This window comes from Hymenobacter artigasi (assembly GCF_012275535.1).
Classification (GTDB): Bacteria; Bacteroidota; Bacteroidia; order Cytophagales; family Hymenobacteraceae; genus Hymenobacter; species Hymenobacter artigasi.
On the sequence record NZ_JAAVTK010000005.1, the window covers coordinates 234,205 to 256,877 of the forward strand.

Consider the following 22,673-nt stretch of genomic DNA (forward strand, 5'->3'; position numbering starts at 1 on the left):
ACGGGCAAGCCGGACACGGCCAGGGCAAAGGGGCTACGGCTGCCCAGCCGGCCGCCGCAACGGCGGCGCATCGTTGGCAATCAGCTGTTCGAGCGTGTGCATGGGTGGCTCAATCTCGGCCGGGATGGGCAAGTGACTGAACTGCTGGAAGTACAGCAGGCCGGCATCTTTCCAGATGACGGCGTTGCCGCTCTGGGTGCGCAGCTTGTTCTGCACCAGGGCAAACCGCTCGGCATCGACGTAGGGCCGGGCCGCGTCCCAGGTGCGCTGAAACTGCCGCACCTGCTGCACCCCGTGGTCGTAGTGCAGCGCCAGCTCGTCCCAGAGGGTGCGGCCGCTCTTCATCTTGAAATCCCAGGGCAGGTGGTGGAACCAGAGCAGGTACTCGTCGGGGCAGGTGGCGGGGTTATTAAGCTGCCCGGCCAGGGGCTCGTGGTACTGGCTCACAGCGTTGCTGCCAGTGCTGGTGCGGTCGAAGCCCACGCCGTTGGCGGCGGCCTGGTGGTAGTAGGGCGGCGTCCAGTCGGCGCGCGTGCCGGGCGGGGCCCACCAGGGACCGGGGCCGTAGTGCCCGTGGGTGGCCGACATGATGTGGTGCAGCCCCAGCGGCATGGAGTAGTCCACAGCGGCCTCGCGGCTGGCCAGCATCAACTGCTTCACCGGGGTCAGGAAGCCCGCGTTAAAGTCGGCGGCAGGCTGGTTGGCGGTGGGCGGGGCCGAGTTGTCGAAGGTCAGCCGCAGCCACTCGTCGGCAATCTGTTCGCTGGCGAGGGTGTTATTCCAGGCCAGGCGCCCGAAGGCGTACCAGTTGGCCTGGGCAAAGTCGTGGCCGGTCCAGTTGGTATCGAGGCCCACGTTGGAGACGCCGGCCATGGCCGAGTGCTTTTGCGGGTACACGCTGCCGTCGGTGCAGCGGGCCACGGTGCTGCCGGGGCCGGCCTGGTAGGTGTCGCTCCGCAGGCATTCCGCCCACATCGGGGCCAGAAACACAAGGTCGATGGCCTGGCCCAGATACTCCTGGGTAATCTGAAACTCGGGCATCACGGCGGTCTTCTTCAGCGCCCCAAACAGCGGGCTGAACGGCTCACGGGGCTGAAAGTCAATCGGCCCGTTCTTCACCTGAATGATGACGTTGTCGCGGAACTTGCCATCCAGCGGAACGAACTCGTTGTAGGCCTGCTTGGCGCGGTCCTTATCGTTAGGGCTGTACACGAAGGCCCGCCACATCACCAGGCCGCCGTAGGGGCGCACGGCGTCGGCCAGCAGGTTGGCGCCGTCGGCGTGGGTGCGGCCGAAGTCCTGGGGGCCGGGCTGCCCCTCGCTGCTGGCCTTCACCAGAAAGCCCCCGAAATCGGGAATCTGCCGGTACACTTCCCGGGTCCTGGCCTTCCACCAGGCGATGACGGCCGGGTCGAGCGGGTCGGAGGTTTTGAGGCCGCCGAGCAGGGCCGGCGAGGAGAACTTCACGGCCAGGTACACCTTCACGCCGTAGGGCCGCAGCACGTCGGCAATGGCTTTGGCGCGGCCCAGGTAGTCGGCCGAGAGTATCATCGGGGAGGCATTCACGTTGTTGAGCACCGCCCCGTTGATGCCCACTGAGGCATTGGCGCGGGCGTACTGCTGCCACAGCGCCTTGTCCCGGCCGGTCACCACAAACGAGCTGTCCTGGCGCCAGAAAATGGATTTGCCGGCATAGCCGCGCTCCACCGAGCCGTCAGGGTTGTCCCAATGGTTGAGCACCCGGTGCTCGTAGGAAGGATTGGAAATCACCTCAGTCAGCGGCTGGCCGGTCTGCTGGCGGCGCAGCAGCTCATACACCCCGTACAGCAGCCCCGCTTCGGTAGCAGCCTCGACTCCCTGCGGGCTCAGGCGAAAGCCATCGTATTTGATGCTTTTATCTTTCTTGAGCGTCAGCTTCACGGTGGCACCGGCCCTACCCTGCCAGCCCTGCTGCAACTCGCTTTTGGCCGTGGCGAGCAGGGCCGAGTTCTTGCCGGATGACACTACCGTAACCGGCGCGGCCGGGTGCGGCCGCAGCCACAGTTGATGCCCGTTTTCTGCCCGGAGCGTGAAGGTGGCGCAGAAGAGTAATAAGCTGAAGAGGATTGATTTCATTAAAAAAGAGCCGGAGCATTGATGTAAGGTGAGCGAGGCGGGCTACTTCACCGGGGCCACGCCCGCGGTGGTTTGGAGGATGGGCTTGATGGTGCCGTCAGGGTTGTAGTTGAGGTAATCGACGCAGATGGAGCGCCGGAAATTGCCGCCGGTGGGCAGCGAGCCGTTGTGGTAGAAGAAGTAGCTTTTGCCCTTGTAATCGACGATGCCGGGGTGGGTGGTGCCGCTGTTAGGCACGTTGCCCTGAATGATGCCTTGGTAGGTCCACGGCCCGGTGGCGGTGGGGGCCGTGCAGTACTCAATCATCTCGGGCTTGGTGCCGGCGCTGGCGTACACGAGGTAGTATAGCTTCTTGCGCTTGTACACCCAGGGGCCCTCGATGTAGTTCTTGGGCTTGAAGACGGTGATGGGGCCGGCCAGCTCGGTCATGTTTTCCTTCAGCTTCACCCAGCGACAGCTGCCGTTTCCCCAGTACAGGTAGGCCTGCTTGTCGTCGTCGATGAACACGGTGGGGTCGATGTCGTCCCAGCCGTGCTTCTGGTCCAGGGTCATATCATTTGAAATCAGCGGCTTGCCAATGGCATCCCGGAACGGGCCGGTGGGCCGGTCCGACACCGCCACGGCAATGGCCGCCCCCCGGTTGCCCACCTTGTTGTTCGGGTCCGCATTGCGCTGAAACGTGGCCACGAACCAGTAGAACTTACCGTTGCGGTACACGCACTGCGCGGCGTAGGCATCGCCGGTAGCCCAGGCGAAGGTATTGACTGACAGGCGCGTGCCGTAGTCTTTCCAGTGCTTCATGTCGGTGGTGGAGTACACGCGCCAGTCGGGCATTTTGTAGTTGGTTTCGCTCACCGAAGCCGTGTCGTGGCCGGTGTACAGAAACAGGGTGTCGTGATACACCAGCGGGGCCGGGTCGGCCGTGAATACGTCGCGGATAATGGGGTTCTGGGCCCGCAGGTCGGTGCCTGTCACCAGGGCGACTAAGACAACGAGCAGGGCGAAGAAGTACTGTTTCATATGACGGAAATTGTGGAATGTAGACGGGAGAAAATGGTCTGTTACGGCGCCTGCACCACGTAGGTCCGGCCGGTTTCGGTGGCGAAATCATACACGAATGAGGCTGCCAGCGCGGGCTGCTTCGCCACGGTTTTGGCCGATACCAGCGGGGGCGGTACCGTCGGGGTCTGGTAGAATGGGTTGGGATTTTCGCCCTGTGCCGGCCGCAGCCGGGTGGGGCCGGCCACCCGCACAGGGCTGTGCACCCGCACGCGGCAGTTGCCCCCTAGGCACGAGGTGATGCGCAGGCGCGTGAGCTTGCCCTGGGCCCAGGCAAGGTCGACCACGTAGCCGCCGCGGGCCACCAGGCCGGTTACTTCGCCCGTGGGCCAGGCGTCGGGCAGGGCTGGCAGCAGGTCGATGGTTCCGTCGTAGCTCTGCACCAGCAGCTCGGCCAGGCCCGCCGTGCAGCCAAAGTTGCCGTCAATCTGAAACGGCGGGTGCGCGTCGAGCAGGTTGGGGTAGGTGCCACCGCCCTCGCCCGAGTTGCCGCCCGCGCCGTCGCGCAGGTGCAGTTGCTCGGTGAGCAGCTGGTAGGCGTGGTTGCCGTCCTGCATGCGGGCCCAGAAGTTCACCTTCCAGCCCATCGACCAGCCCGTGCTCACGTCGCCGCGCTGGGTGAGGGTGGTGCGGGCCGCCTCAAACAGGGCCGGCGTGCGGTAGGGCGAAATCTGCCCGCTCGGGTACAGCCCGTAGAGGTGCGAAATGTGGCGGTGCTTATCGGTTGGGTCGTCCACGTCCTGCAGCCACTCCTGCACCTGCCCGTACTGCCCAATCTGCATGGGGGCCAGCCGGGCGCGCAGGGTGCGCAGCGTATCGGCAAAGGGCTGGTCGAGGCGGAGCAGCTCGGCGGCCCGAATGGTTTTCGCGAACAGGTCGGCCACCAGCTGGTTGTCCATCGTGGTGCCGGCAACAATGGCAATGCGTTTTCCATCAAGTAAATAAGTATTTTCGGGCGATACCGACGGGGCCACCACCAGCCACTGGTGGATGGGCTCGGGCTGCAGGGCATCCACGAAATAGGTGGCCGCGCCCTTGAGCACGGGGTAGTACTCGCGCAGAAATTGCTCGTCGCCGGTGAACTGGTAATGGTCCCACAGGTGCTGGCTCAGCCAGGCCCCGCCGGTGGGCCACAGGCCGTACTGCGGCGGGTCGACCTGCCCCGTGATGCGCCAGATATCGGTGTTGTGGTGCAGCATCCAGCCCCGGGCGCCGTACATCTGGCGGGCGCTCTGCCGGCCGGTTACGCTCAGGTCCTTCAGCATCGAAAAAAGGGGCTGGTGCAGCTCGGTCAGGTTGGTGACTTCGGCCGGCCAGTAGTTCATTTCGGTGTTGATGTTCACCGTGTACTTGCTGTCCCAGGGACCCTTGAGCTGGTCGTTCCAGATGCCCTGCAGGTTGGCTGGCTGCCCGCCCGGCTGCGAGCTGGAAATCAGCAGATAGCGGCCGTACTGAAAATACAGCGCCGCCAGGGCCGGGTCGTGGCCCTGGGCAAAGTTTTCGAGGCGCTGGTTGGTAGGCAACTCAGCGGCGGGCGTCACGCCCAGATTCAGCGTCACGCGGTTGAAGTAGCGCTGGTAGGCCGCCGTGTGGGCAGCTCGGGCCGCTTCGTACTTTTTCCCCACGGCCTGGCTTAGGTAAGCTGTAGCCCGCGCCGAGGCATTGCCGCTCACATCGTGGTAGTTGACGAAGTTGGTGCCGATGGAGAGGTAGAGCGTGGCGCTGTTGGCGTTTTCAATGCGGATGCCCGTGTCGGTAGTTTGTACGGTGCCGCCCTCTGCCACGGCCTGGCCTCGCAGCTGAAAGCGAATCTGGCCCGGCTGGCCTTCGTGCTCACTGCCCTGGCCGTCGAGCACCAACTGGTTGTTTTCCTGGCGCAACGTGTGCTGCATCAGGCTTTCTGCGCCTAGCTGGCAGCTAATCTGGCCCGGCTTACTGGCCGTGAGGCGCACGATAATCACCTGGTCGGGCAGGGAGTTGAACACCTCGCGCCGGTATCGCACGCCCCCCAGCTGGTAGCTCACCGAAGCCAAGGCGCGACTGATGTCCAGGTCGCGCTGGTAGTTAGTTGCCCGCTCGTGACCGGGAAAGCTCAGGTACACGTTGGCGGCCATTTGGTAGGGCATGCCGCTGTTGCCGGCGGGCTGCATTTGCGCCTGCGCCAAGGCCTGGGCCTCCACAAGCTGCCCGGCCAGCAGCTGCGTGCGCAGCTGCCGCACCACCGGCAGGGCGTCAGGCTTCACGTTGTTGTTGGGCCCGCCGGCCCAAATGGTTTCTTCGTTGAGCTGCAGCCGCTCGCGTTCCGGCGCGCCAAATACCATCGCGCCCAGCCGGCCGTTGCCGAGGGGCAGGGCCTCGTTCCAGTTGGCGGCGGGCCGGTCGTACCACAGCCGCAGGGGCGTCGGCGCGGGTTTGGCGACAACGGCCACTCCTTGCCCCAGCAGCAGGACCCCAGCCAGCAAAAGTCGTTGTAGCATGCTTGTGAGAAATGGGCGTAAATGGATGGGAAAGGTGGTTGAAATGGCAGCGCCAAAAACAGGCGACGTGGGGCGTAGCCCGGCTTGCGCGCAGCGGTTAAAATAGCTTTTGGGCAAACTGATACAGGTCGTGGCGCCAAACGGGCCAGGTGTGGCCGCCGGGGTACTCGCTATAGGCGTATTTGATGCCCAACTCGTCCAGCCTGGCCCGCATCACCTTGTTGTTGGCGTCGGCAATGTCCTCGGGGCCGCCCATCGAGAGCCACAGCTGCTTCAGGTTGGTGTTGATAGTGCCGGCGTTGGCCTGCATGAAGGCATATTGCGGGTCCGAGAGCTTGGGGTTGTTAGCGAAAAAGCCCGAGCTGAACACGCCCAGGTACTGAAACATGTCGGTGTTGCGCACGCCGGCGTACATGGTTTGCAGACCGCCCAGTGACAGGCCCGCCAGCGCCCGGTTGCCCGCGCCGGGCGCTACCCGGTAGTTGGATTCCACCAGCGGCAGCACGGCCTGCTTCAGTTCCTGCTCGAAGCGCTGGAGCGTGGCCTCCCCGAAGCCGGCCAGACCGCCGGAGCCGCCCATGTTGCCGTCCAGCATCACCACCAGCATAGGCTTGGCCTTCTTATCGGCCAGCAGGTTGTCCAGTATCAAATCGGTTTTCCCCTGCCGGGCCCAGCCGGTTTCGTCTTCGCCGCCGCCGTGCAGCAGGTACAGCACCGGGTATTTTTGGGCGGGGCTGGCCTCGTAGCCGGGTGGCGTGTACACGTTCATCTGCCGCCACGAGTTGGTCACGCTGGAGTAGTAGCGCTGCTGCCGGATGGCGCCGTGGGGCACGTCGCGCAGGGCGTAGTAGCCGCCGTCGCGGGCCGGCACCTCGATGCCGCTGGCCATACGCCCCATGCCGTAGAAGGTGTCGCTGGCGGGGTCGGCGATGGGCAGGCCGTCGAGCAACAGGGAGTAGAAGTGCAGGCCGGGGCTCAGCACGTCGGTGGTCACGGTCCAGGTACCGGCGCTGTCCTTCGCCATGTCGTATTTGCGGCCCAGGTCCAGTTGCAGCTGCTGCACGCCGGGGGCCTTCAGGCGGAAAACGGCGCGGTTGTCGGGCAGCAGCTGGGGGTACTTGGCGTTGCGCACGTTAGTGGCGGCCGGCGTGCCCAGCACCGTGTAGCTGGGCAGCGCCGCCACATCCACAGGCTTAAACAAGAACTGCGAGAACATGTACAGCCCGTTTTTCCAGACCTTAAAATCGTGGCCGCCCGGCTCCAGGTAGTACACGTGCGGCACGTCGTGCTGATAGAGGTAGTCGTGGGTGCGCTGGCTGACGGCGAGCAGGCCGTCCTGGTCGCCGCAGGAAATCCAGAGCAGCTTGAGCAGCTTCCGGGCCTTTTCGGGGTCGGGCACCAGCTCCTCGGGCTTTTTGGTGTTGGGGGCCGAGGAAAAGCCGCCGACCCATGCAAACTTCTCCAGGTGGCCCAGCCCGAAGTTCAGCGACTGCCCCCCGCCCATCGAGAGGCCCGCAATGGCGCGGTTCTCCCGGGTAGTCAGAGGCTTGCAGGTTTTCTCGATGTAGGGAATGAGGTCGTTGAGCAGGTCCTGCTCGAAGGCCGCAAAACCCGCCACCTTTTCCGGGCTGTAGATATTGCCCACGGCGCGGTCGTCCTTCAGGGCCCGGCCATTGGGCATCACCACCAGCATGGGCCGGAGTTTGCCCTCGGCGTAGAGGTTGTCGAGAATCACCTGCGGGCGCCCGCCTTTCAGCCACTCCTTCTCGTCGCCCCCAATGCCGTGCAGCAGGTACAGCACCGGATACTTCTTACCCTTGGAGTAGCCCGGCGGCTTGTACACCAACGCCCTGCGCACCGTGCCCACCGTTTTAGAAGGGTAGCTGATGCTATCGAGCTGGCCGGCGGCAATGCCTACCCGCGGCTGGTCGAAGCCCTTGGGCGCTTCCCGCACTATCGGTTGGGCCAGCGTGCCGGTGGCGCTCAGCAGGACAATGCTTAGGATGAAGGATAAGATGAATTTCATAGCGCGGGAAACGTGTTGAAAGAGACTTTTTTGGTAGTTAAATACTTCATAATGAGCGAATTTTAAGCATCTCTACTGCTTCGTTGGATAGTGGCAAACGAAGCGGTAGAGATGCTTCGACAAGTTCAGCATGACGTTCTACCTGTTCAAAAGGCATCTTATGGCTGCACCACGAAGCCGCCCCGCGCCGGCAGCGTCAGGCGCAGCGCCGCGCCGCCCGCGGGCCGGGTGCTGAAGCTGCGGTTGGTGTCGCCGTCAGTGATGAGGGTGCCGCCGGCCAAGCCGAGCTTGCTCAGGTCTACCTCGATGGCTTTGGGCTGGTCGGTGGCGTTGATGCCGGCCAGGTACCACTTGCCGTCCAGCGTTTGGCGGGCCAACACGGCGTAATCGCCGGGGAAGCCGGCCACGAACTTCACGTCCGCCCAGCGCGGGGGCAATTTTTTCACGAAGTCCTGCACGTAGGCGGACTGAGCGGCCATGCCCTCGGGCACTTCGGCGTAGTGCTGAATGCCCGACTGAAACAGTACCGCCAGGGCCAGCTCGAAGGCATTGCTGGTGCGGCGCTGCTTGCCGTTGATTTCCGAAAAGGCCATCGGCGTGAAGTCCATCGGCCCCACGGCGTTGCGGGTGAAGGGCAGCGTGGCGCAGTGGGTGGCCTCCTGGTCGGTATTTTTCTGGTCGAAGGTCAGGAACTCGAAGCCCTTCACGGCCTCCATCGTCATCAGGTTAGGGTAGGTGCGGTTCCAGCCGCGGGGCAGGGTCGCGCCGTGGAAGTTCATCAGCAGGCCGGCCTGGGCGGCGTCGGTGAGCAGGTCCTGGTAGTAGTTCATGAACGACTGCCCGTCGCCACCGAAAAAATCGACCTTGATGCCCGCCACGCCCATCTGCCTGAGGCGGGCAAATTCCTTGCGCCGGCTCTCGGCCTCAAACAGCACGTTGGTGGGCGTCTGGGGGGCCTTGTTCCAGTGGCCGTTGGAGTTGTACCACACCAGCAAACCTACGTTTTTGGACTTGGCGTACTGCGCCAACTCCTGGGTTTTCTCGTAGCCAATCTGCGTGTCCCACAGCGCATCGACCAGACAGTAGAGCCAGCCCATAGCGGCCGAGTAGTCGATAAAGCGCCGCTGCACGTCGTAAGTCGTGTTCTTGTCACCCAGCAGCACCCACGACCACGACGACTTGCCCGGCGCCTCCGGCAGCAGGGCCGTTTGGGCGGGCGCGCTCACGTCGGTGGTCAGCGTCGATTCCACGATGGCGGCCAGCGAATTGCCTACCTCAATCACGCGCCAGGGCGAGCGCCAGGGCAGCCGGCTTTCCGGCAGCAGCGCCGCCTCGGGCGTGGTTTTTTCGGGGGCCTGCGGGAAGGCGATGCTGTAGTCGGCATCGGGCGAGGTATGGGCCAAATGGGTGCCGCAGTAGCTGCGGCCCATGCCCGCCTCGGTCAGCAGCACCCAGTTACTCCCCACCGAAAACAGCGCCGGAAACGACCACCCCTGCCCCAGCGTGGAGGGAGTTCCGGCCGCAATGCCGCGCTGGTAATACTCCTCGTAGCTGGGCTGGGTATTAGCAAAGCCGGTCTGGGCCACCGCGTGCGGGTGCAGCCAGCCCTTAGCCGCGGCCGGTAGGTGGAAGCTGGTAGCCTCGGCCGAGATGCGCTGCACGTCGGCACTTTTGCCTTCGATGAGGTACTGAAACGCTACCCCGTCGTTCGACACTTGGAACACCACGCTCAGCGTGGGCGCCCCGGCCCGACCCGCGAAGTGCACCACCCGGCGGTTGGCCCGGTAGCGGCAATTGGCGCGCTTATCCGTGGCCAGCTGGTAGTCATCGGCCACTGCGGTCACCTTGTCGGCGCGGGCCAGTTTCAGGCCCTGCGAGAGGTCGGTACCGGCCAGCTGCAGGCCCAGGCGGGAGGGGCGCAGCACCTCGGCGGCGCGGTAGCGCACGGCGTAGGTGGGCTGGCCCTGGGGGTCCACAGCCACGGTCACCTGCACGGCCCCGTCGGGGCTGCTGACCACCACCGGCCCAGCGCCCCGAACGCTAGCGGCAACAAGCATAAAAGCACCAAAAAGAAAAGGGAATCGCATAGTAATCAATAGGCAGTCAGAATGTTGGCAGCAGGTAATATCCTTGGCCTTATTTCTTATACATGGGGTCGTTGCCCGCGTATTTCAGCCACTTGAAGGAGGCCGCGTTGGTGGTGGGCTGGCCCGCGGAGGTGGCGTACATCCCGAACAGGCAGCCGATGAAGCCGCCCGCCACTTGGGTGCTCAGGAATTTGCCATCGACCTTATCCTTGAGCGTCGTCCAGGTTTTGCCATTTTCCGAGTACTCGAAGCTATAGGCATCGGCCTGGGCCTGAATGCGTAGCTGCACGGCGGCCGTGGCCGATTTCAGCGGCGCGGTGGACAGCAGCTCCGGCTTCTTCACGTCGTCGGTGCTCTTGAAGAGCTGGAGCACGGGCTTGCCCTCGGCCACCGATTTGCCGAGGAAATAGAAGTGCTTCTCATCTTGAAAAATGACCAGGCCCGCCTGCTCGTTGGCCGCTTTCGGGACGAAAGTCAGCTCCGTTTCGGCGGTGCAGTACATGTGCTGCTGGCGCTTGCCGATGAAGGACGGGTTGCCGGTTTCGGCGCAGGTTTCGGGCTTGAGCTTGAGGGTGAGGCCCTGGGCTTTGCTCAGCGCATAGCTCGCCTTGTCCTCCGTGCGCATAAACAGCAGGGCCGGGTCCAGTTCCTTTTCGAAGGTGAGGGTGTATCCGAAATTGCCGCTCTGCGGGCGGGCGCCGGGCTGCTTCACTTCGGGGAAATTGGCCTTGTAGCTGTACTGCACGCCGTTGGGGCCAGGGTCCATCATGGGCCACTCGTCTTTCCACACCACGGGCACGATGAACGTCTCGCGGCCGGTGTTGTAGAAATTGCCTTCGTAGGGCCGCACGGCCAGGAAAATGGCGTAGGTCTTGCCATCGGGCCCTTCCACGAACTGCGCGTGCCCGGCTGAGGTGATGGGGTCTTTGCGGTCCTTCGGCAGCTCACGCTGCGAGAGAATCGGGTTCTTCTCGTAGGGCACAAAGGGCCCCAGCGCCGCCCGGCTGCGGAAAACGACCTCCGTGTGGTTCACAGACGTGCCGCCCTCGGCCGCGTAGAGGTAGTACCAGTCGCCCCGCTTCATCAGGTGCGGCCCCTCAATCCAGACCGGCTTTTTGCTGATATCCACGCCGCCGTTGACTACGATTTTGGCCTCGCCCACCGTCTGCAGCGTGCTCGGGTTCAGCTCGATAATCTTGATGGAGCGGTGGCCCGAATACAGGGGCGTGCCGGGCGGGTCGCTGTTATAAATCACGTAGGCCTTGTCGCCCTCGAAATACAGCGAAGGGTCGATGCCGCGCACCTCGGGCAGAAACGTGGGGTCGCTCCAGGGCCCGGCGGGGTTCTTGGCCGTCACCACGAAATTGCCCTTGTGGTCAATCAGCGTGCAGGTGACGTAGTAGGTGCCGTTGTGGTACTCGATGGCCGGCGCAAACAGGCCGCGCGTCATGCGGTCGCCCAGGAAGTTCATCTGCGAGGGCCGGCTGATGACGTTGCCCACCTGCTTCCAGTTTTTGAGGTCGCGGCTGTGCATCACCGGGATGCCGGGGAAGTAGGCAAACGTGGAGTTGACCAGGTAGTAATCCGGCCCCACCTTCACGATGCTGGGGTCGGGATAAAAGCCCGTCAGAATGGGGTTTACTAGCTCAATCGATTGTGCAAGTGCGCCAAAGTTGGGTAGCAGTAAGCTCACCGCAAGGGCGACAGACGTGCCCAGGTGTTTGATTTTCATGTTTTGGAATACAGGTTTCATAAGAGTAGTAACGGGCACGCGGTGATAGCATGCCCGGTGGTTTGCGGCCTACCGCAGCAGACGCACATCGTACACGCCCCCGGCCGTGGAGCCCAGCGCCGCCTGGAACCGCACGGTGAGCTCCGTGGGCGCGCTATCCTGGCGGAGCGATTCCGGCAGCGGATATTCCACGTCGTAGAAATCGCCCTGAGGGTTGCCGACCATCTGCACGTCAGCCAGCAGCTGCCCATTCACCAAAATGCTGAACTGCCGGTTTTTATCACCGCCCGAATACGTGACCCGCAGCGTGCGGGCGGCCCGTTTCGGGTTGCGCAATTGGTAGCTGAACCACCCGGCAGCGTGCCGCCAGTGCCGGTCGCGGTGGGAGCCGGTTTCGGTCTGCTCGCCCCGGAAGCCGTGGTCGGATTCGGGCTGCTGCTCGCCGGGCGTCACCTGGTCCACGGTGCGGGCTTCGAGGGCGCGTTTTTCCTCGTCCTTGCGGCGCAGCTCCTCCTTGCGGGCCAGCAGGCCGGCGGGCGTGGTCACGGGCCAGTACACCATATAGCGCGCGTCCTGAATCTGGTAGAACGGCACCAGCTGCACGTTACGGTACTTGTCGGAATTAATGAGCCCGGCCGCCGTAAACGTGAGCGGACGGCCCGCCACGGGCCGGATGCCCTCGGCCACGTTCGGGCCGGCCGATACCAGCACGGGGGCCTCTTCAATGGGGTAGAGCGGGCCGCTGGCAACGTGCGACATGCGGGCGCCATCGGCCCGCAGGCCCTTCAAATCGGTGGTATTGGTCACGGCCGCCAGCACCACCGGGCCGTGCACGAACGACACCCAGGCGGAATGGTCGGGCAGGTATTCGGCCGTGGTGGTCATGGGCAGGGCCACGGTAACCACATCGCCGGGGCGCCACTTGCGCATCAGGGTCACGTAGCCGGGCGCGGCGGTGGTGGCCACCGGGCGGCCGTTCACCTGCACCAGCAACTGGCACGCCGGCACCCAGTTGGGCTGCCGGATGCTGAGCGCGAAGGTGCGCGGCTTCTTGAGGGCCAGCTTCAGCTGCGTGCGCTCCTCGGCGGGGAAGGTGGTTTCCTGCGTCAGGGTGAGGCCCTGCTCGGCCCAGGTGAGGGTGGAGGGGATGAACAGGTTCACGAGCAGCTCCTGCGTACCGCGGTGGGCATACACTAGTTCGCCGTACTTGCCGTGGTTTTCCAGGCCCGAGCCCACGCAGCACCAGAAGCCCTGCTGCGGCTGCGAGTACACCCGGTAGTGCCGGGGGCGCATGGGCGTGAAGTACACAAACCCGCCCGTGCCAGGGTGCTGCGAGGAGAGAATGTGGTTGTAAAGCGCCCGCTCGTAGTAGTCCAGGTACTTTGTTGCACCGCCCGCCAGGTAAAGGTCCTTGCTGAGCTTGAGCATATTGTACGTGTTGCACGTCTCCGGCCCCTCCGTGCTTTCCAGCATGGAGGCGAAGTTGGTGGCCGGGTTGAAGTGCTCACTCACGCTGTTGCCCCCGATGGAAACGGTCCGGTTTTCCACCACTGTTTTCCAGAAAAAGGCCGCCGCGTTGCTCCAGGCTGGGTCGCCGCCCGCTTCCGCCACCCGCTCGAAGCCGATGACCTTCGGAATCTGGGTGTTGGCGTGCATGCCGTTGAGTACGTCCTGGCCCGCCAGCAGCGGCTCCAGCACCGCCCGGTGCGAGAAACGCTGGGCCAGCGTGAGATACTTGCGCTCGCCGGTGATGTCGGCTACGTCGGCAAAAATCTCGTTCAGGCCGCCGTGCTCGCTGCGCATCATGTCCTGCAGTTGCGCGTCGCTGAGTTTGGCCGTGAGGTCCGCAAACCAGTCGGTCAGCCGGATGAGCATGGCGCGGGCTTTGGCGTTGCCAGTCACCAGGTAAGCGTCGCGTAGGCCGGCGTAGGTCTTGTGCAGGTTGTAGAGGGGCACCCACTTGTTGTTCAGCCCGAAGCTATTGGCCTTGATATTGCCGGCTTTCACCTCCCGCCACATGGCCGGGCCGCCGGGCACACCGCCCAGGTAGCCGTCGCCGCTTTTTTGCTGGCAAAGCTCCAACTGGTCGAGCATGTAGGTGAGCCGCTGCTGCACCCGCGCGTCGCCGGTGGCCGCTACCATGTAGGCCAGGGCCGACAAGTAGTGCCCGCCGATATGACCATCCAGGCCGGTGTTTTCCCAGTTGCCGTAGTTTTCGGCCTGGGGCGGCAGGCCCGCTGAGGCTCGGTAGGGTGCCAGCAGGCGGTCAGGGTCGAGGGCCAGCATGTAGGCCATATCCGTCTGCTGGGCCACCCGAAACGGGCTGTCCAGCAAGCGCACCGCCGACACGGGAAAGCTTTGCAGCCGCGCCGCCTGCCCCGCCCCCAGCGAGGGAGCCAGCCAGATGGCTAATAGAAGCAATTTTCCTTTGTGATTCAGCATATTAAATCATTTGCAAAACCTGGAGCAGCTTCCAGGTCGGTGAATTGTAGCGCGGACTTTGTAGTCCGCGTCCCCGCGCTGTTCGGGCGGGTCTAATAGCGCGGGGACGCGGACTACAAAGTCCGCGCTACAGTGAAACCGCTTTAGCGCTGGCCGAGGCTGCCTTTGGTGCTTTTGGGCTCGGCGCTGCCTGGCGTATTAGCCGGCGGCCCCAGGTAGGTGGCGGGCAGCGGGCCAGGGCTCACCACCAGTTTTTCGAGTACCACACCAGGGTCCACGCGCCAGAACTTGAGGATGTGCGCGCCGGCGGCGGCCACGTTGTGCTGCGAGGTTTTCAGGATAATGCTCTCGGCCACGGCCTGCTGCCAGGGGCGGTTGCCGTTTTCGGGGGCCAGGTCGGTGTGCAGGTTCACTAATTGCGGGGCCTCCTCGTCGATGGACACGGCGTAGCGCAGGCCGGTGGTGTTGGTGAAGTCCAGCGTGGGGGCCAGGTAGGCGCTCACCGTCACGGGGCCGGCCTGGGCCAGCGTAATGCGGTACTCCAGGTGCGGACTGCTGCCGCCCGGCGCGGTGGTGGGAGCCGCCGTCACCGGGAAGGCTGTGACGGCCCCGGCCGTGCGGCCCAAGTCGGGCAGGCGCTGCCAGGTGATGGCACCGGCATTCACGGCTTTGGTGTAGTGCTCGGCTTCGAGCGAAACGTAGGCGGTTTCGGTTGCGGCAGGCGGCGGGGTGGCGGCCGGGGCGGCGGCGGGCTGGGTCATTACCTCCGGCATCTTGTCGGCGTCGGGTTGCTGCCAGTAGGTGTAGCCGATGTGCGTCTGGTCCATCATGTGGTTCCATTTGCCGCCGGCCAGTGCATGGTAGCGGCTTTTGATTTCCGCATCTTTGGCATACAGCGCTTTGGCCTTCTCCGCCAGGGCGGCGGTGGTAGCCTGCCCCGTTTTGGCCGCCTCGCGGTTGCGGGCCACGGTGTAGTACAGCTCGTTGAGGTTGGCGCAGGCCAGCACCGGGTGCAGCACCAGCTCGAAATAAGCATCGCGGGCGGCGGCGGGCAGCTTCTGGTTAATGGCCTCGGCGCGGGTGGCCAGGGCGTTGTAGTCGGCCACCACCGTGGCCCACTCGCCAGTGGCCAGACTGTAGGTGTTGGCATCGAGCAGCTCGGGCTTGCGGCGGGCGTTGTACTTGGCGTACCTGGCTAGGATGTCGGCAATGTCGGCCGCGTGCTCGGGGCCGAACTGCTGTGCGGCCCATTTCTGGGTGTAGGCCGCCACCTGGTTGGCCGCGATGGCATCTGGGTTCCAGGCGTAGTCCAGGAAGAAGCTGATGGGCAGCTCCATGGGTTTGAGGTCGCCCACGTTCACAATCCAGATTTGGTTGGCACCGTACTCGTGGGCCAGGTGCATCTGCTCCCAGATACGCGGCAGCGGGTTCGTGTTCAGCCACTTGTAGTTGCGCGGGCCGCCCACGTAGTCGAAGTGGTAGTAGATGCCGTAGCCGCCCTTGCGGGGATTGTCGGCCAGCTTGGGCAGCTTGCGCAGGTTGCCCCAGTTGTCGTCGCAGAGCAGCAGGGTCACGTCGTCGGGCACGCGCATGCCCTTGTCGTAGTAGTCCTGCACCTCCTTGTAGAGGGCCCAGAGCTGGGGCGTTTGGTCGGCGGGCTTGCGGGTTTCCTCGACCAGAATTTTGCGCTGGTCAGCCACTATTTTTTCAAGCAGGGCAATGTTGCTGCCCTCGCTCATGGGCTCGTCGCCGTCGCCGCGCATGGCCAGGGTCACGATGCTTTCGTGGGTGCCCATGTTGCGGATGCCCTGGCGCCAGAAGCGGCGCAGGGTGGTGTCGTTGGTCTGGTAGTTCCAGGGGCCGTGGCCGTAGCGCTTCCACTCCTGCTGGGCGCGCTGCATGGGCTCGTGGTGCGAGGTGCCCATCACAATGCCGTACTCGTCGGCCAGCACCGGGCTCAGCTTGTCGTCGTCGTTGAAGGCGTTGCCCCACATGGCGGGCCACAGGTAGTTGCCCTTCAGGCGCAGCAGCAGCTCAAACACGTGCACGTACATCTTGGAGTTGATGCCGCCGAATTTCTCCTTGCTCCAACCGCTCAGCGCGGGCGCCTCGTCGTTCAGGAAAATGCCCCGGTATTTCACTTTGGGCTCGCCCTGCGTGTGCCGCCCGGCCGATACGTAGAGCGCCTTTTGCGTTTTGGTCGGCACATCGGCCCACCAGTACCAGGGCGACACCCCAATCTGCTGCGAGAGGTCATAAATGCCGTAAATAGTGCCGCGCTTGTCGCTGCCGGCAATCACCAGGGCCTGCGCCACGCCGGGCATGGGGTTGTCAACCAGCTGCTCTACAAACACTTCCCACTTGCCCGCCACGCCCGCCACGTCGAGCTTCTTCTGCTTCACCAGCGCATCAATCAGCGGGCTTTTGCCAATGGTGCCGATGATGACGACCTGCGGCCCGGCCGGCGCCTTGCCGGTGCTGAAAGCCGGCGTCACCTGCGTTACGCGGTTGATGTCGGCCTGCAAATCGCGGGCGGCGCGCAGCACGCCAGGCCAGTCCTGGCCGCTGGCGAAAATGGGCGCGGCCTTGCCAGCAGCTTCCAACGTAAAGCTGCCCTTCTGCTTCACGGCGGTTACGTAGGAGGTGCCGTCCAGCGCCAGGGCGGGGGGCGCGGCCGCCAGGGCCAGGCCCACGCCGCACATCACAGTCAGGAATTTGTTGATAGCTGGGAACATCATGGGCGTAGGAGAAATAGAACGAGGTAGCGCCGCGACACTTCGCGGCGCTACTTAGCGGCCTGCACTACGGCTTTGAAGGCGGGCTTGGGCTGGAAATTGCGGTCGAAGAGCAGCGGGTAGCTCGTGCGGCCCTTGATGGGCCAGTCGTTCAGCCAGGAATCGGCATCCGTCACGCCCCAGAGCGTGATGCGGCCGATAACGTCGCGGTGTTTGTGAAACAGGGCGAACAGGTCGGCGTAGCGCTTGGTGAGCTGCTGCTGCACCGAATCGGGCAGGCCGGTGGTGTACACGTTGTATTTAGCGTCGGCCCCGAACGTTTCAGCAATGTCGGCCCCCTGGCGGTGGCTGGGGTTGGGCAGCACGTCGATGTCCAGCTCCGTGAAATTGACGTGGACTCCCAGCTTCGCGAAGGCCACAATGCTGGCTTCCACCTGCTCGATACTGGGCTTGGTGAGGCCATAGTGGCCCTGCATCCCAATGGCCGCCACCTTGATGCCCCGCGCCTGCAGGCTCTTTACCAGCTTGATGACGCCCGCCCGCTTTTCGGGGCGATAGAGGCTGTAGTCGTTGTAGTACAGTTGGGCTTTGGGGTCAGCCTTGTGGGCGAATTCAAACGCTTTGGCGGCAAAATCTTCCCCGATAATTTCCAGCCATTTGGTTTTGCGCAAGTCCCCCTGCTGGTCGTCGATGGCTTCGTTGAGCACATCCCAGCCCGCGATTTTGCCCTTGTAGCGGCCCACCACCGTGCTGATGTGGTCTTCCAGCCGCTTCAACACCATTTCCCGGCTAGCCGGTTTGCCCGTTGCGTCCTCAAATACCCACTTGGGCGTTTGCTGGTGCCACATCAGCGTGTGGCCGATGACCCACATCTTATTTTGCTGCCCAAAGGCCACGTAGTCGTCGGCGGGCTTGAAGTTGTAGGTGTCGGGCTGCGGGTGCACGGCTTCCCACTTCAGCAGGTTTTCCGGACTGATGGTGTTGAACTGCTCCTTAATCAGGGCCGTCGCTTTAGCATCCCGGCCACTAATCTGGCGGTAGTTGAGCGCGGCTCCTACGTAAAAATCCTTCTGGTAGTAGTCTTTCAGGCCTTTGTCGGCCGAGGCGCACTGGCTGCTGGGTAGGATGAGGCTGGCCAGCAGCGCCGTCGTCAGGAGGGGAAGTTTGTTTTTCATGAGGCGAAAGCACAGAAGCAGCAGAGCCGGAAAGCTCCGTTGCGCGTTTATTATTTCAGTTCGAGCACGACCACCGACTTGGCCGGCAGGGTAATGGCCAGCTTTTCGCCGCGTTTTTTAGCGCCATTAAAGGCGACCGGCTGGATGGTGTTGGGCTTTTCAAACGTGTTGTAGTCGCTCACGCTGGCCGAGGTCAACAGGCGGCCGGTCACGGTTTTGAAGCGCACGCCGGGCAGGGCCGTTTCGAGGGTCAGGGCTTTGTGCGGGTCGAGGTTGACCAGCGATAAGTGCACCGCGCCACTCTTGTCTTTGGAAGCCGAGGCGTTCAGGGCCGGTATTTTTTCGCCGCCAAAGGCGTATTCGGGGCTCGTGAATTGCAGGGGCAGGTACTCGGCGTCCTGGTGCACCTGGTAGAGGTCGAAGACATGGTAGGTGGGCGTGAGCAGCATCTTTTCCTTGTCCGTCAGCACCAGGGCCTGCAACACGTTCACGGCTTGGGCCAGGTTGGCACCCTTCACCCGGTCGCAATGGTTGTTGAAGATGTTGAGCGTAGTGCCGGCCACCAACGCGTCGCGCAGCGAGTTTTGCTGGTACAGGAAACCGGGGTTGGTGCCGGGTTCCACGTCGGTCCACACGCCCCACTCGTCAACGAGCAGGGCCACCTTTTTGTCTTTGTCGTACTTGTCCATGATGGCGGCGTGCCTGGTCACCACCGCGTCCATTTTCAGGCAGTTGCGCAGCGTGCTGAAGTACATGTCCTCGCCAAAGCCGGTGGCTTTGCCCTTGCTGCCGCTCCAGCTGCCGGTGGGCAGCGTGTACTGGTGCAGGGTGAGGCCCCACATCTGGTTGAGCGGGATGTTTTTCATGCACGTCTCGGTCCAATTGGCGTCGTCGCCGTTGGCCCCGCTCACGATGCGCTTCAGCCTAGTGCCGGGGTAGTCGTGGGCGAAGGTGGCGTAGCGCTTGTACACGTTGGTGTAGTACTCGGCCGTCATGTTGCCGCCGCAGCCCCAGCTTTCATTGCCGATGCCCCACCACGACACTTTGTAAGGTTCGGAGTGGCCGTTTTTGCGGCGTTCCAATACCATGGGTGTGTCCTCGTTCGAGTTGAGGTACTCCATCCAGTTGCTCATTTCCTGCACCGTGCCGCTGCCCACGTTGGCGGCCAGGTAGGGCGTGGTGCCCAGCAGGTCGCACAGCTCCAGAAACTCATGCGTCCCGAAGCTGTTATCCTCCAGGGTATTGCCCCACCATAGATTCAGCATTTTGGGGCGTTGGGCGGCGGGGCCCACGCCGTCGTGCCAGTGGTAGGTATCGGCAAAGCAGCCGCCGGGCCAGCGCAGGTTAGGCACGTGAATTTTCTTGAGGGCCTCCACAATGTCCAGTCGGATACGGCCCTGCTGAGGCACGTTAAGCCCCGGTTCCGCCCAGAAGCCGCCGTAGATGCAGCGGCCCAGATGCTCGGCAAACTGCCCTTGGATATCTTTGCTGATGAGCAGCTTGGCATCGCCCGGCTGCACGCTCATCTGCACGGTTTGGGCCGCCGCCCCTTGTGCCAGAGCCAAGCTCAGCGCCGCAAAAACCACGGTCTGCTTTTTCAATAGGTTCATGTCGGGCTCAAAAAGGAAGTCTCCCTGGCTCGCAGCCACGGAGTGTCGGTTAGAAAGCTGGTGGAGAAGCGTTTCGGCCGCCAGAACCACTGGTCCCATGCGCAGAACCCCGGCCCACTCACCAGTAGCCCGAATTCCTCCCCGAAACGCCTCCGTAAAGCGGCTACCTGTTGCAGCAGGTTGCCGTTTCCACCGCTTCAAAAATCTGTAAAACGTCCCCGGCCAGCCGCATCATTGTTCCCACCATTACACAGCCGGCCGGTTCGGTTTTAAGAGCTTAGATGTACTGGTTGATAATGCTTTCCAACCATTCCTGCTTGCCGCTCTTGGGCGTCGGTTCGCCCGATTTGTGGGCGATGGTGCGCAGGTCTTCCAGCGTGAGCTGGCCTTTGGCGAATGCCGCGCCCTGGCCGCCGTCGAACGAGGCGTAGCGCTCCTGGCGAAACTTGCGGTAGGCGGATTTTTCCAGGATGGCATCGGCCGTCACCAGGGCGCGGGCAAAGGTGTCCATGCCGGCAATGTGGGCGATGAAGATGTCCTCTAAATCCGTCGAGTTGCGGCGGGTCTTGGCGTCGAAGTTGATGCCGCCCTGGGTGATGCCTCCGGCCTCGAGGATGATGAGCATCGACTCGGTCAGCTCGTTGAGGTTGTTGGGAAACTGGTCGGTGTCCCAGCCGTTCTGGTAGTCGCCGCGGTTGGCGTCCATGCTGCCGAGCATGCCAGCATCGGCGGCCACCTGCAGCTCGTGCTGGAAAGTGTGGCCGGCCAGCGTGGCGTGGTTCACCTCCAGGTTCAGCTGGAAGTCGTTCTCCAGGCCGTGCTCCTTCAGGAAGCCGATGACGGTGGCCGCGTCGAAATCGTACTGGTGCTTGGTGGGCTCGGCCGGCTTGGGCTCGATAAAGAACTTGCCGGTAAAACCTTGTTTACGAGCATAATCGCGGGCCATGGTCAGGAAGCGGGCCATGTGGGCCTGCTCGCGCTTCATGTCGGTGTTGAGCAGGGTCATGTAGCCCTCGCGGCCGCCCCAGAACACGTAGTTCTCGCCGCCGAGTGCGATGGTCGCGTCGATGGCATTCTTGACCTGCGTGCCGGCGTAGGCCACCACGTTGAAGTCGGGGTTAGTGCTGGCCCCGTTCATGTAGCGCGGGTTCGAAAACACGTTGGCCGTACCCCAGAGCAGCTTCACGCCGCTTTCGGCCTGGTGCTGCTTCACGTAGTCCACGATGGTGGACAGGTTGCGCTCGTACTCGCTCAGCGAGGCGCCCTCGTCCACGAGGTCAATGTCGTGAAAGCAGTAGTAGGGCGTGCCGAGCTTGGTGAAGAACTCAAACGCCGCGTCGGCCTTGTCCTTGGCGCGGCCCACGATGTCGTGGTGGGCGTCCCAGGCGAAGTTTTTGGTGCCGGGGCCGAATGGGTCGCCGCCGGTGCCCACGAACGTGTGCCAGTAGGCCGTGGCGAAACGCAGGTACTCCTTCATGGTCTTGCCGGCCACCACGCGGTTTTCGTCGTACCACTTAAAGGCCAGCGGGTTGTCCGATTCACGCCCTTCGTATTTGATGGTGTCGATGCCGGTGAAAAATTCAGTCTTCGAAAGCGTGTTGCTAGACATGAGATAAGGTGTTTGATTGGGGTATAAGTTGAAATAAAGCGTCTTGCCAGCGGGCGTAGGCCGTTTGGTATTGGGTACGGAGGGCCTCGGTGGGCGCCACGGTCATCAGGCATTCGAGGCCGCCGAAGGCTTCGGCCGCGCTGGCGTACACGCCCGTGCCGATGCCCGCGCCACGGGCCGCGCCCTGGGCGGCGTCGGTGTTGTAGAGTTCCAGTGTCACGTCGCCGGCGTTCACAAACGCCTCGCGGAACACCGGGCTCAGGAACATATTGGCGTTGCCGGCGCGCACGGTGCGCACCTGCACGCCCATCTGGCGCATGATGTTCATGCCGTAAATCAGGGCGAACACGATGCCTTCCTGGGCGGCGCGCAGCAGGTGGTTTTGCGAGTGAATGTTGAAGTTGAGGCCGCGTAGCTCGGCGTCGGTGGGCCGGTTTTCCAGGATGCGCTCGGCCCCGTTGCCGAAGGGCAGGAACACGAGGCCCTCCGCTCCTACCGGGGCCAGGGCGGCGCGGCGGTTCATCTCGTCGTAGGGCAGTTCGCCCACCATTTTGCGCAGCCAGCTGTTGAGGATGCCCGTGCCGTTCATGCACATCAGCACGCCGTTGCGGGGCTGCGCGGCCGTGTGGTTGACGTGCACAAAGGCGTTTACACGCGAGGCGGGGTCCGACGTTGGGGCATCAGTGATGCCGTAGACCACGCCCGACGTGCCGGCCGTGGCCGCGATTTCACCGGGCTGCAACACGTTAAGGGAGAAAGCATTGTTTGGCTGGTCGCCAGCCCGGTAGCTGATGGGCGTGCCGGCCGTGAGGCCCAGCTCCTGCGCGGCTTCGGCGCTCAGGTGGCCCTGCACCGAGAAGGTATCCACCACCTCGGGCAATAGCTCGGCGCTGATGCCGTAGTAGTCGAGCAGCTCCTGGGCGAGGGCCTGGTGCTTAAAATTCCAGAACACGCCTTCCGACAAACCCGACACGGTGGTTTGCAGCTGGCCGCTCATTCGGAAAGCGATGTAATCGCCGGGCAGCTGAATCTTGTGAATCTGGGCGTAAATCTCCGGCTCGTTTTCCCGCACCCATTTCAGCTTGGAAGCCGTGAAATTGCCGGGCGAGTTCAGGAAGTTTTCGAGGCAATACTCCTCCCCCAATTCTGCGAAAGCCTGATTGCCGAGGTCCACGGCGCGGCTGTCGCACCAGATAATGGCCGGGCGCAGCACCTTGCCAGCCTCGTCCACCAGCACGAGTCCGTGCATCTGATAGGTGATGCCGATGCCGGCCACGCGGTCGGTTTCGAAGCCATAAGCAGCCTTGAGCTCGGCGGTGGCGTTCACGCACTCCTGCCACCAGCGCTCGGGGCGCTGTTCGGCCCAGCCGGCCTGGGGCACGCTAATTTCCATCTCCTGCTTGGGCGAGATGGCCGTGGCCACCGCCTTGCCGGTGGCAATGTCGAGCAGCGAGACCTTAACGGATGAGCTACCGATGTCGTAGCCGAGAAGGTATTTCATATTGATAAACAGATTGGAAAAACTCCGTTATGCTGAACTTGCCGAAGCATCTCCACCGCTTCGTTGCGGCGGTTTGCCTCACCCCTGGCCTATCCTTCGAGCAAA

Annotated in this window: 12 protein-coding genes; all 12 read right to left on the reverse strand. The window is 63.4% G+C overall.

Features of this window, described 5'->3' with window-relative positions; translation table 11 throughout:
- Nucleotides 1-33 precede the first annotated feature (33 nt).
- Nucleotides 34-2,115 (reverse strand): alpha-glucuronidase, encoded by a 2,082-nt coding sequence (locus tag HBN54_RS10885; protein ID WP_168673219.1) that lies wholly within the window; start codon nucleotides 2,113-2,115, stop codon nucleotides 34-36.
- A 42-nt stretch (nucleotides 2,116-2,157) separates the two neighbouring features.
- Entirely contained in the window at nucleotides 2,158-3,135 is a 978-nt protein-coding gene (locus HBN54_RS10890) for a glycoside hydrolase family 43 protein (RefSeq protein WP_168673220.1), read from the reverse strand.
- A 41-nt stretch (nucleotides 3,136-3,176) separates the two neighbouring features.
- The gene (locus tag HBN54_RS10895; RefSeq protein WP_168673221.1) at nucleotides 3,177-5,651 is read right to left on the reverse strand and encodes a glycoside hydrolase family 95 protein; all 2,475 of its coding nucleotides are present in this window, start codon (nucleotides 5,649-5,651) and stop codon (nucleotides 3,177-3,179) included.
- A gap of 97 nt (nucleotides 5,652-5,748) precedes the next feature.
- Nucleotides 5,749-7,677, reverse strand: coding sequence for an alpha/beta hydrolase-fold protein (locus HBN54_RS10900; RefSeq protein WP_168673222.1), 1,929 nt, complete (start codon nucleotides 7,675-7,677; stop codon nucleotides 5,749-5,751).
- A 158-nt stretch (nucleotides 7,678-7,835) separates the two neighbouring features.
- The gene (locus HBN54_RS10905) at nucleotides 7,836-9,734 is read right to left on the reverse strand and encodes a glycoside hydrolase family 97 protein (RefSeq protein WP_210428024.1); all 1,899 of its coding nucleotides are present in this window, start codon (nucleotides 9,732-9,734) and stop codon (nucleotides 7,836-7,838) included.
- A 79-nt stretch (nucleotides 9,735-9,813) separates the two neighbouring features.
- A complete protein-coding gene (locus HBN54_RS10910) occupies nucleotides 9,814-11,517 on the reverse strand; it encodes a glycoside hydrolase family 43 protein (RefSeq protein WP_235955481.1) in 1,704 nt (567 codons plus the stop codon).
- A gap of 48 nt (nucleotides 11,518-11,565) precedes the next feature.
- A complete protein-coding gene (locus tag HBN54_RS10915; RefSeq protein ID WP_235955482.1) occupies nucleotides 11,566-13,917 on the reverse strand; it encodes a glycoside hydrolase family 127 protein in 2,352 nt (783 codons plus the stop codon).
- 164 nt (nucleotides 13,918-14,081) lie between these two features.
- Nucleotides 14,082-16,676 (reverse strand): glycosyl hydrolase 115 family protein, encoded by a 2,595-nt coding sequence (locus HBN54_RS10920; RefSeq protein ID WP_168673225.1) that lies wholly within the window; start codon nucleotides 16,674-16,676, stop codon nucleotides 14,082-14,084.
- Nucleotides 16,677-16,723: 47 nt separating this feature from the next.
- Nucleotides 16,724-17,848: an endo-1,4-beta-xylanase gene (locus HBN54_RS10925; RefSeq protein ID WP_168673226.1), complete on the reverse strand. Its 1,125-nt coding sequence runs from the start codon at nucleotides 17,846-17,848 to the stop codon at nucleotides 16,724-16,726.
- A 50-nt stretch (nucleotides 17,849-17,898) separates the two neighbouring features.
- Nucleotides 17,899-19,458, reverse strand: a complete 1,560-nt coding sequence (locus HBN54_RS10930; protein WP_168673227.1) for an alpha-N-arabinofuranosidase — start codon at nucleotides 19,456-19,458, stop codon at nucleotides 17,899-17,901.
- Nucleotides 19,459-19,735: 277 nt separating this feature from the next.
- Nucleotides 19,736-21,067, reverse strand: a complete 1,332-nt coding sequence (gene xylA, locus HBN54_RS10935) for a xylose isomerase (protein ID WP_168673228.1) — start codon at nucleotides 21,065-21,067, stop codon at nucleotides 19,736-19,738.
- Complete coding sequence (locus HBN54_RS10940) at nucleotides 21,060-22,568, reverse strand: xylulokinase (protein ID WP_168673229.1); 1,509 nt, start codon at nucleotides 22,566-22,568, stop codon at nucleotides 21,060-21,062. Before HBN54_RS10940 ends, xylA begins: the two co-directional genes overlap by 8 nt.
- Nucleotides 22,569-22,673: the final 105 nt, after the last annotated feature.

Coding starts and splice junctions, on each gene's coding strand:
- HBN54_RS10885 (WP_168673219.1), bottom strand. CDS start 2,115: ATGAAATCAATCCTCTTCAGCTTATTACTCTTCTGCGCCACCTTCACG.
- HBN54_RS10890 (WP_168673220.1), bottom strand. CDS start 3,135: ATGAAACAGTACTTCTTCGCCCTGCTCGTTGTCTTAGTCGCCCTGGTG.
- HBN54_RS10895 (WP_168673221.1), bottom strand. CDS start 5,651: ATGCTACAACGACTTTTGCTGGCTGGGGTCCTGCTGCTGGGGCAAGGA.
- HBN54_RS10900 (WP_168673222.1), bottom strand. CDS start 7,677: ATGAAATTCATCTTATCCTTCATCCTAAGCATTGTCCTGCTGAGCGCC.
- HBN54_RS10905 (WP_210428024.1), bottom strand. CDS start 9,734: ATGCTTGTTGCCGCTAGCGTTCGGGGCGCTGGGCCGGTGGTGGTCAGC.
- HBN54_RS10910 (WP_235955481.1), bottom strand. CDS start 11,517: ATGAAACCTGTATTCCAAAACATGAAAATCAAACACCTGGGCACGTCT.
- HBN54_RS10920 (WP_168673225.1), bottom strand. CDS start 16,676: ATGATGTTCCCAGCTATCAACAAATTCCTGACTGTGATGTGCGGCGTG.
- HBN54_RS10925 (WP_168673226.1), bottom strand. CDS start 17,848: ATGAAAAACAAACTTCCCCTCCTGACGACGGCGCTGCTGGCCAGCCTC.
- HBN54_RS10930 (WP_168673227.1), bottom strand. CDS start 19,458: ATGAACCTATTGAAAAAGCAGACCGTGGTTTTTGCGGCGCTGAGCTTG.
- xylA (WP_168673228.1), bottom strand. CDS start 21,067: ATGTCTAGCAACACGCTTTCGAAGACTGAATTTTTCACCGGCATCGAC.
- HBN54_RS10940 (WP_168673229.1), bottom strand. CDS start 22,568: ATGAAATACCTTCTCGGCTACGACATCGGTAGCTCATCCGTTAAGGTC.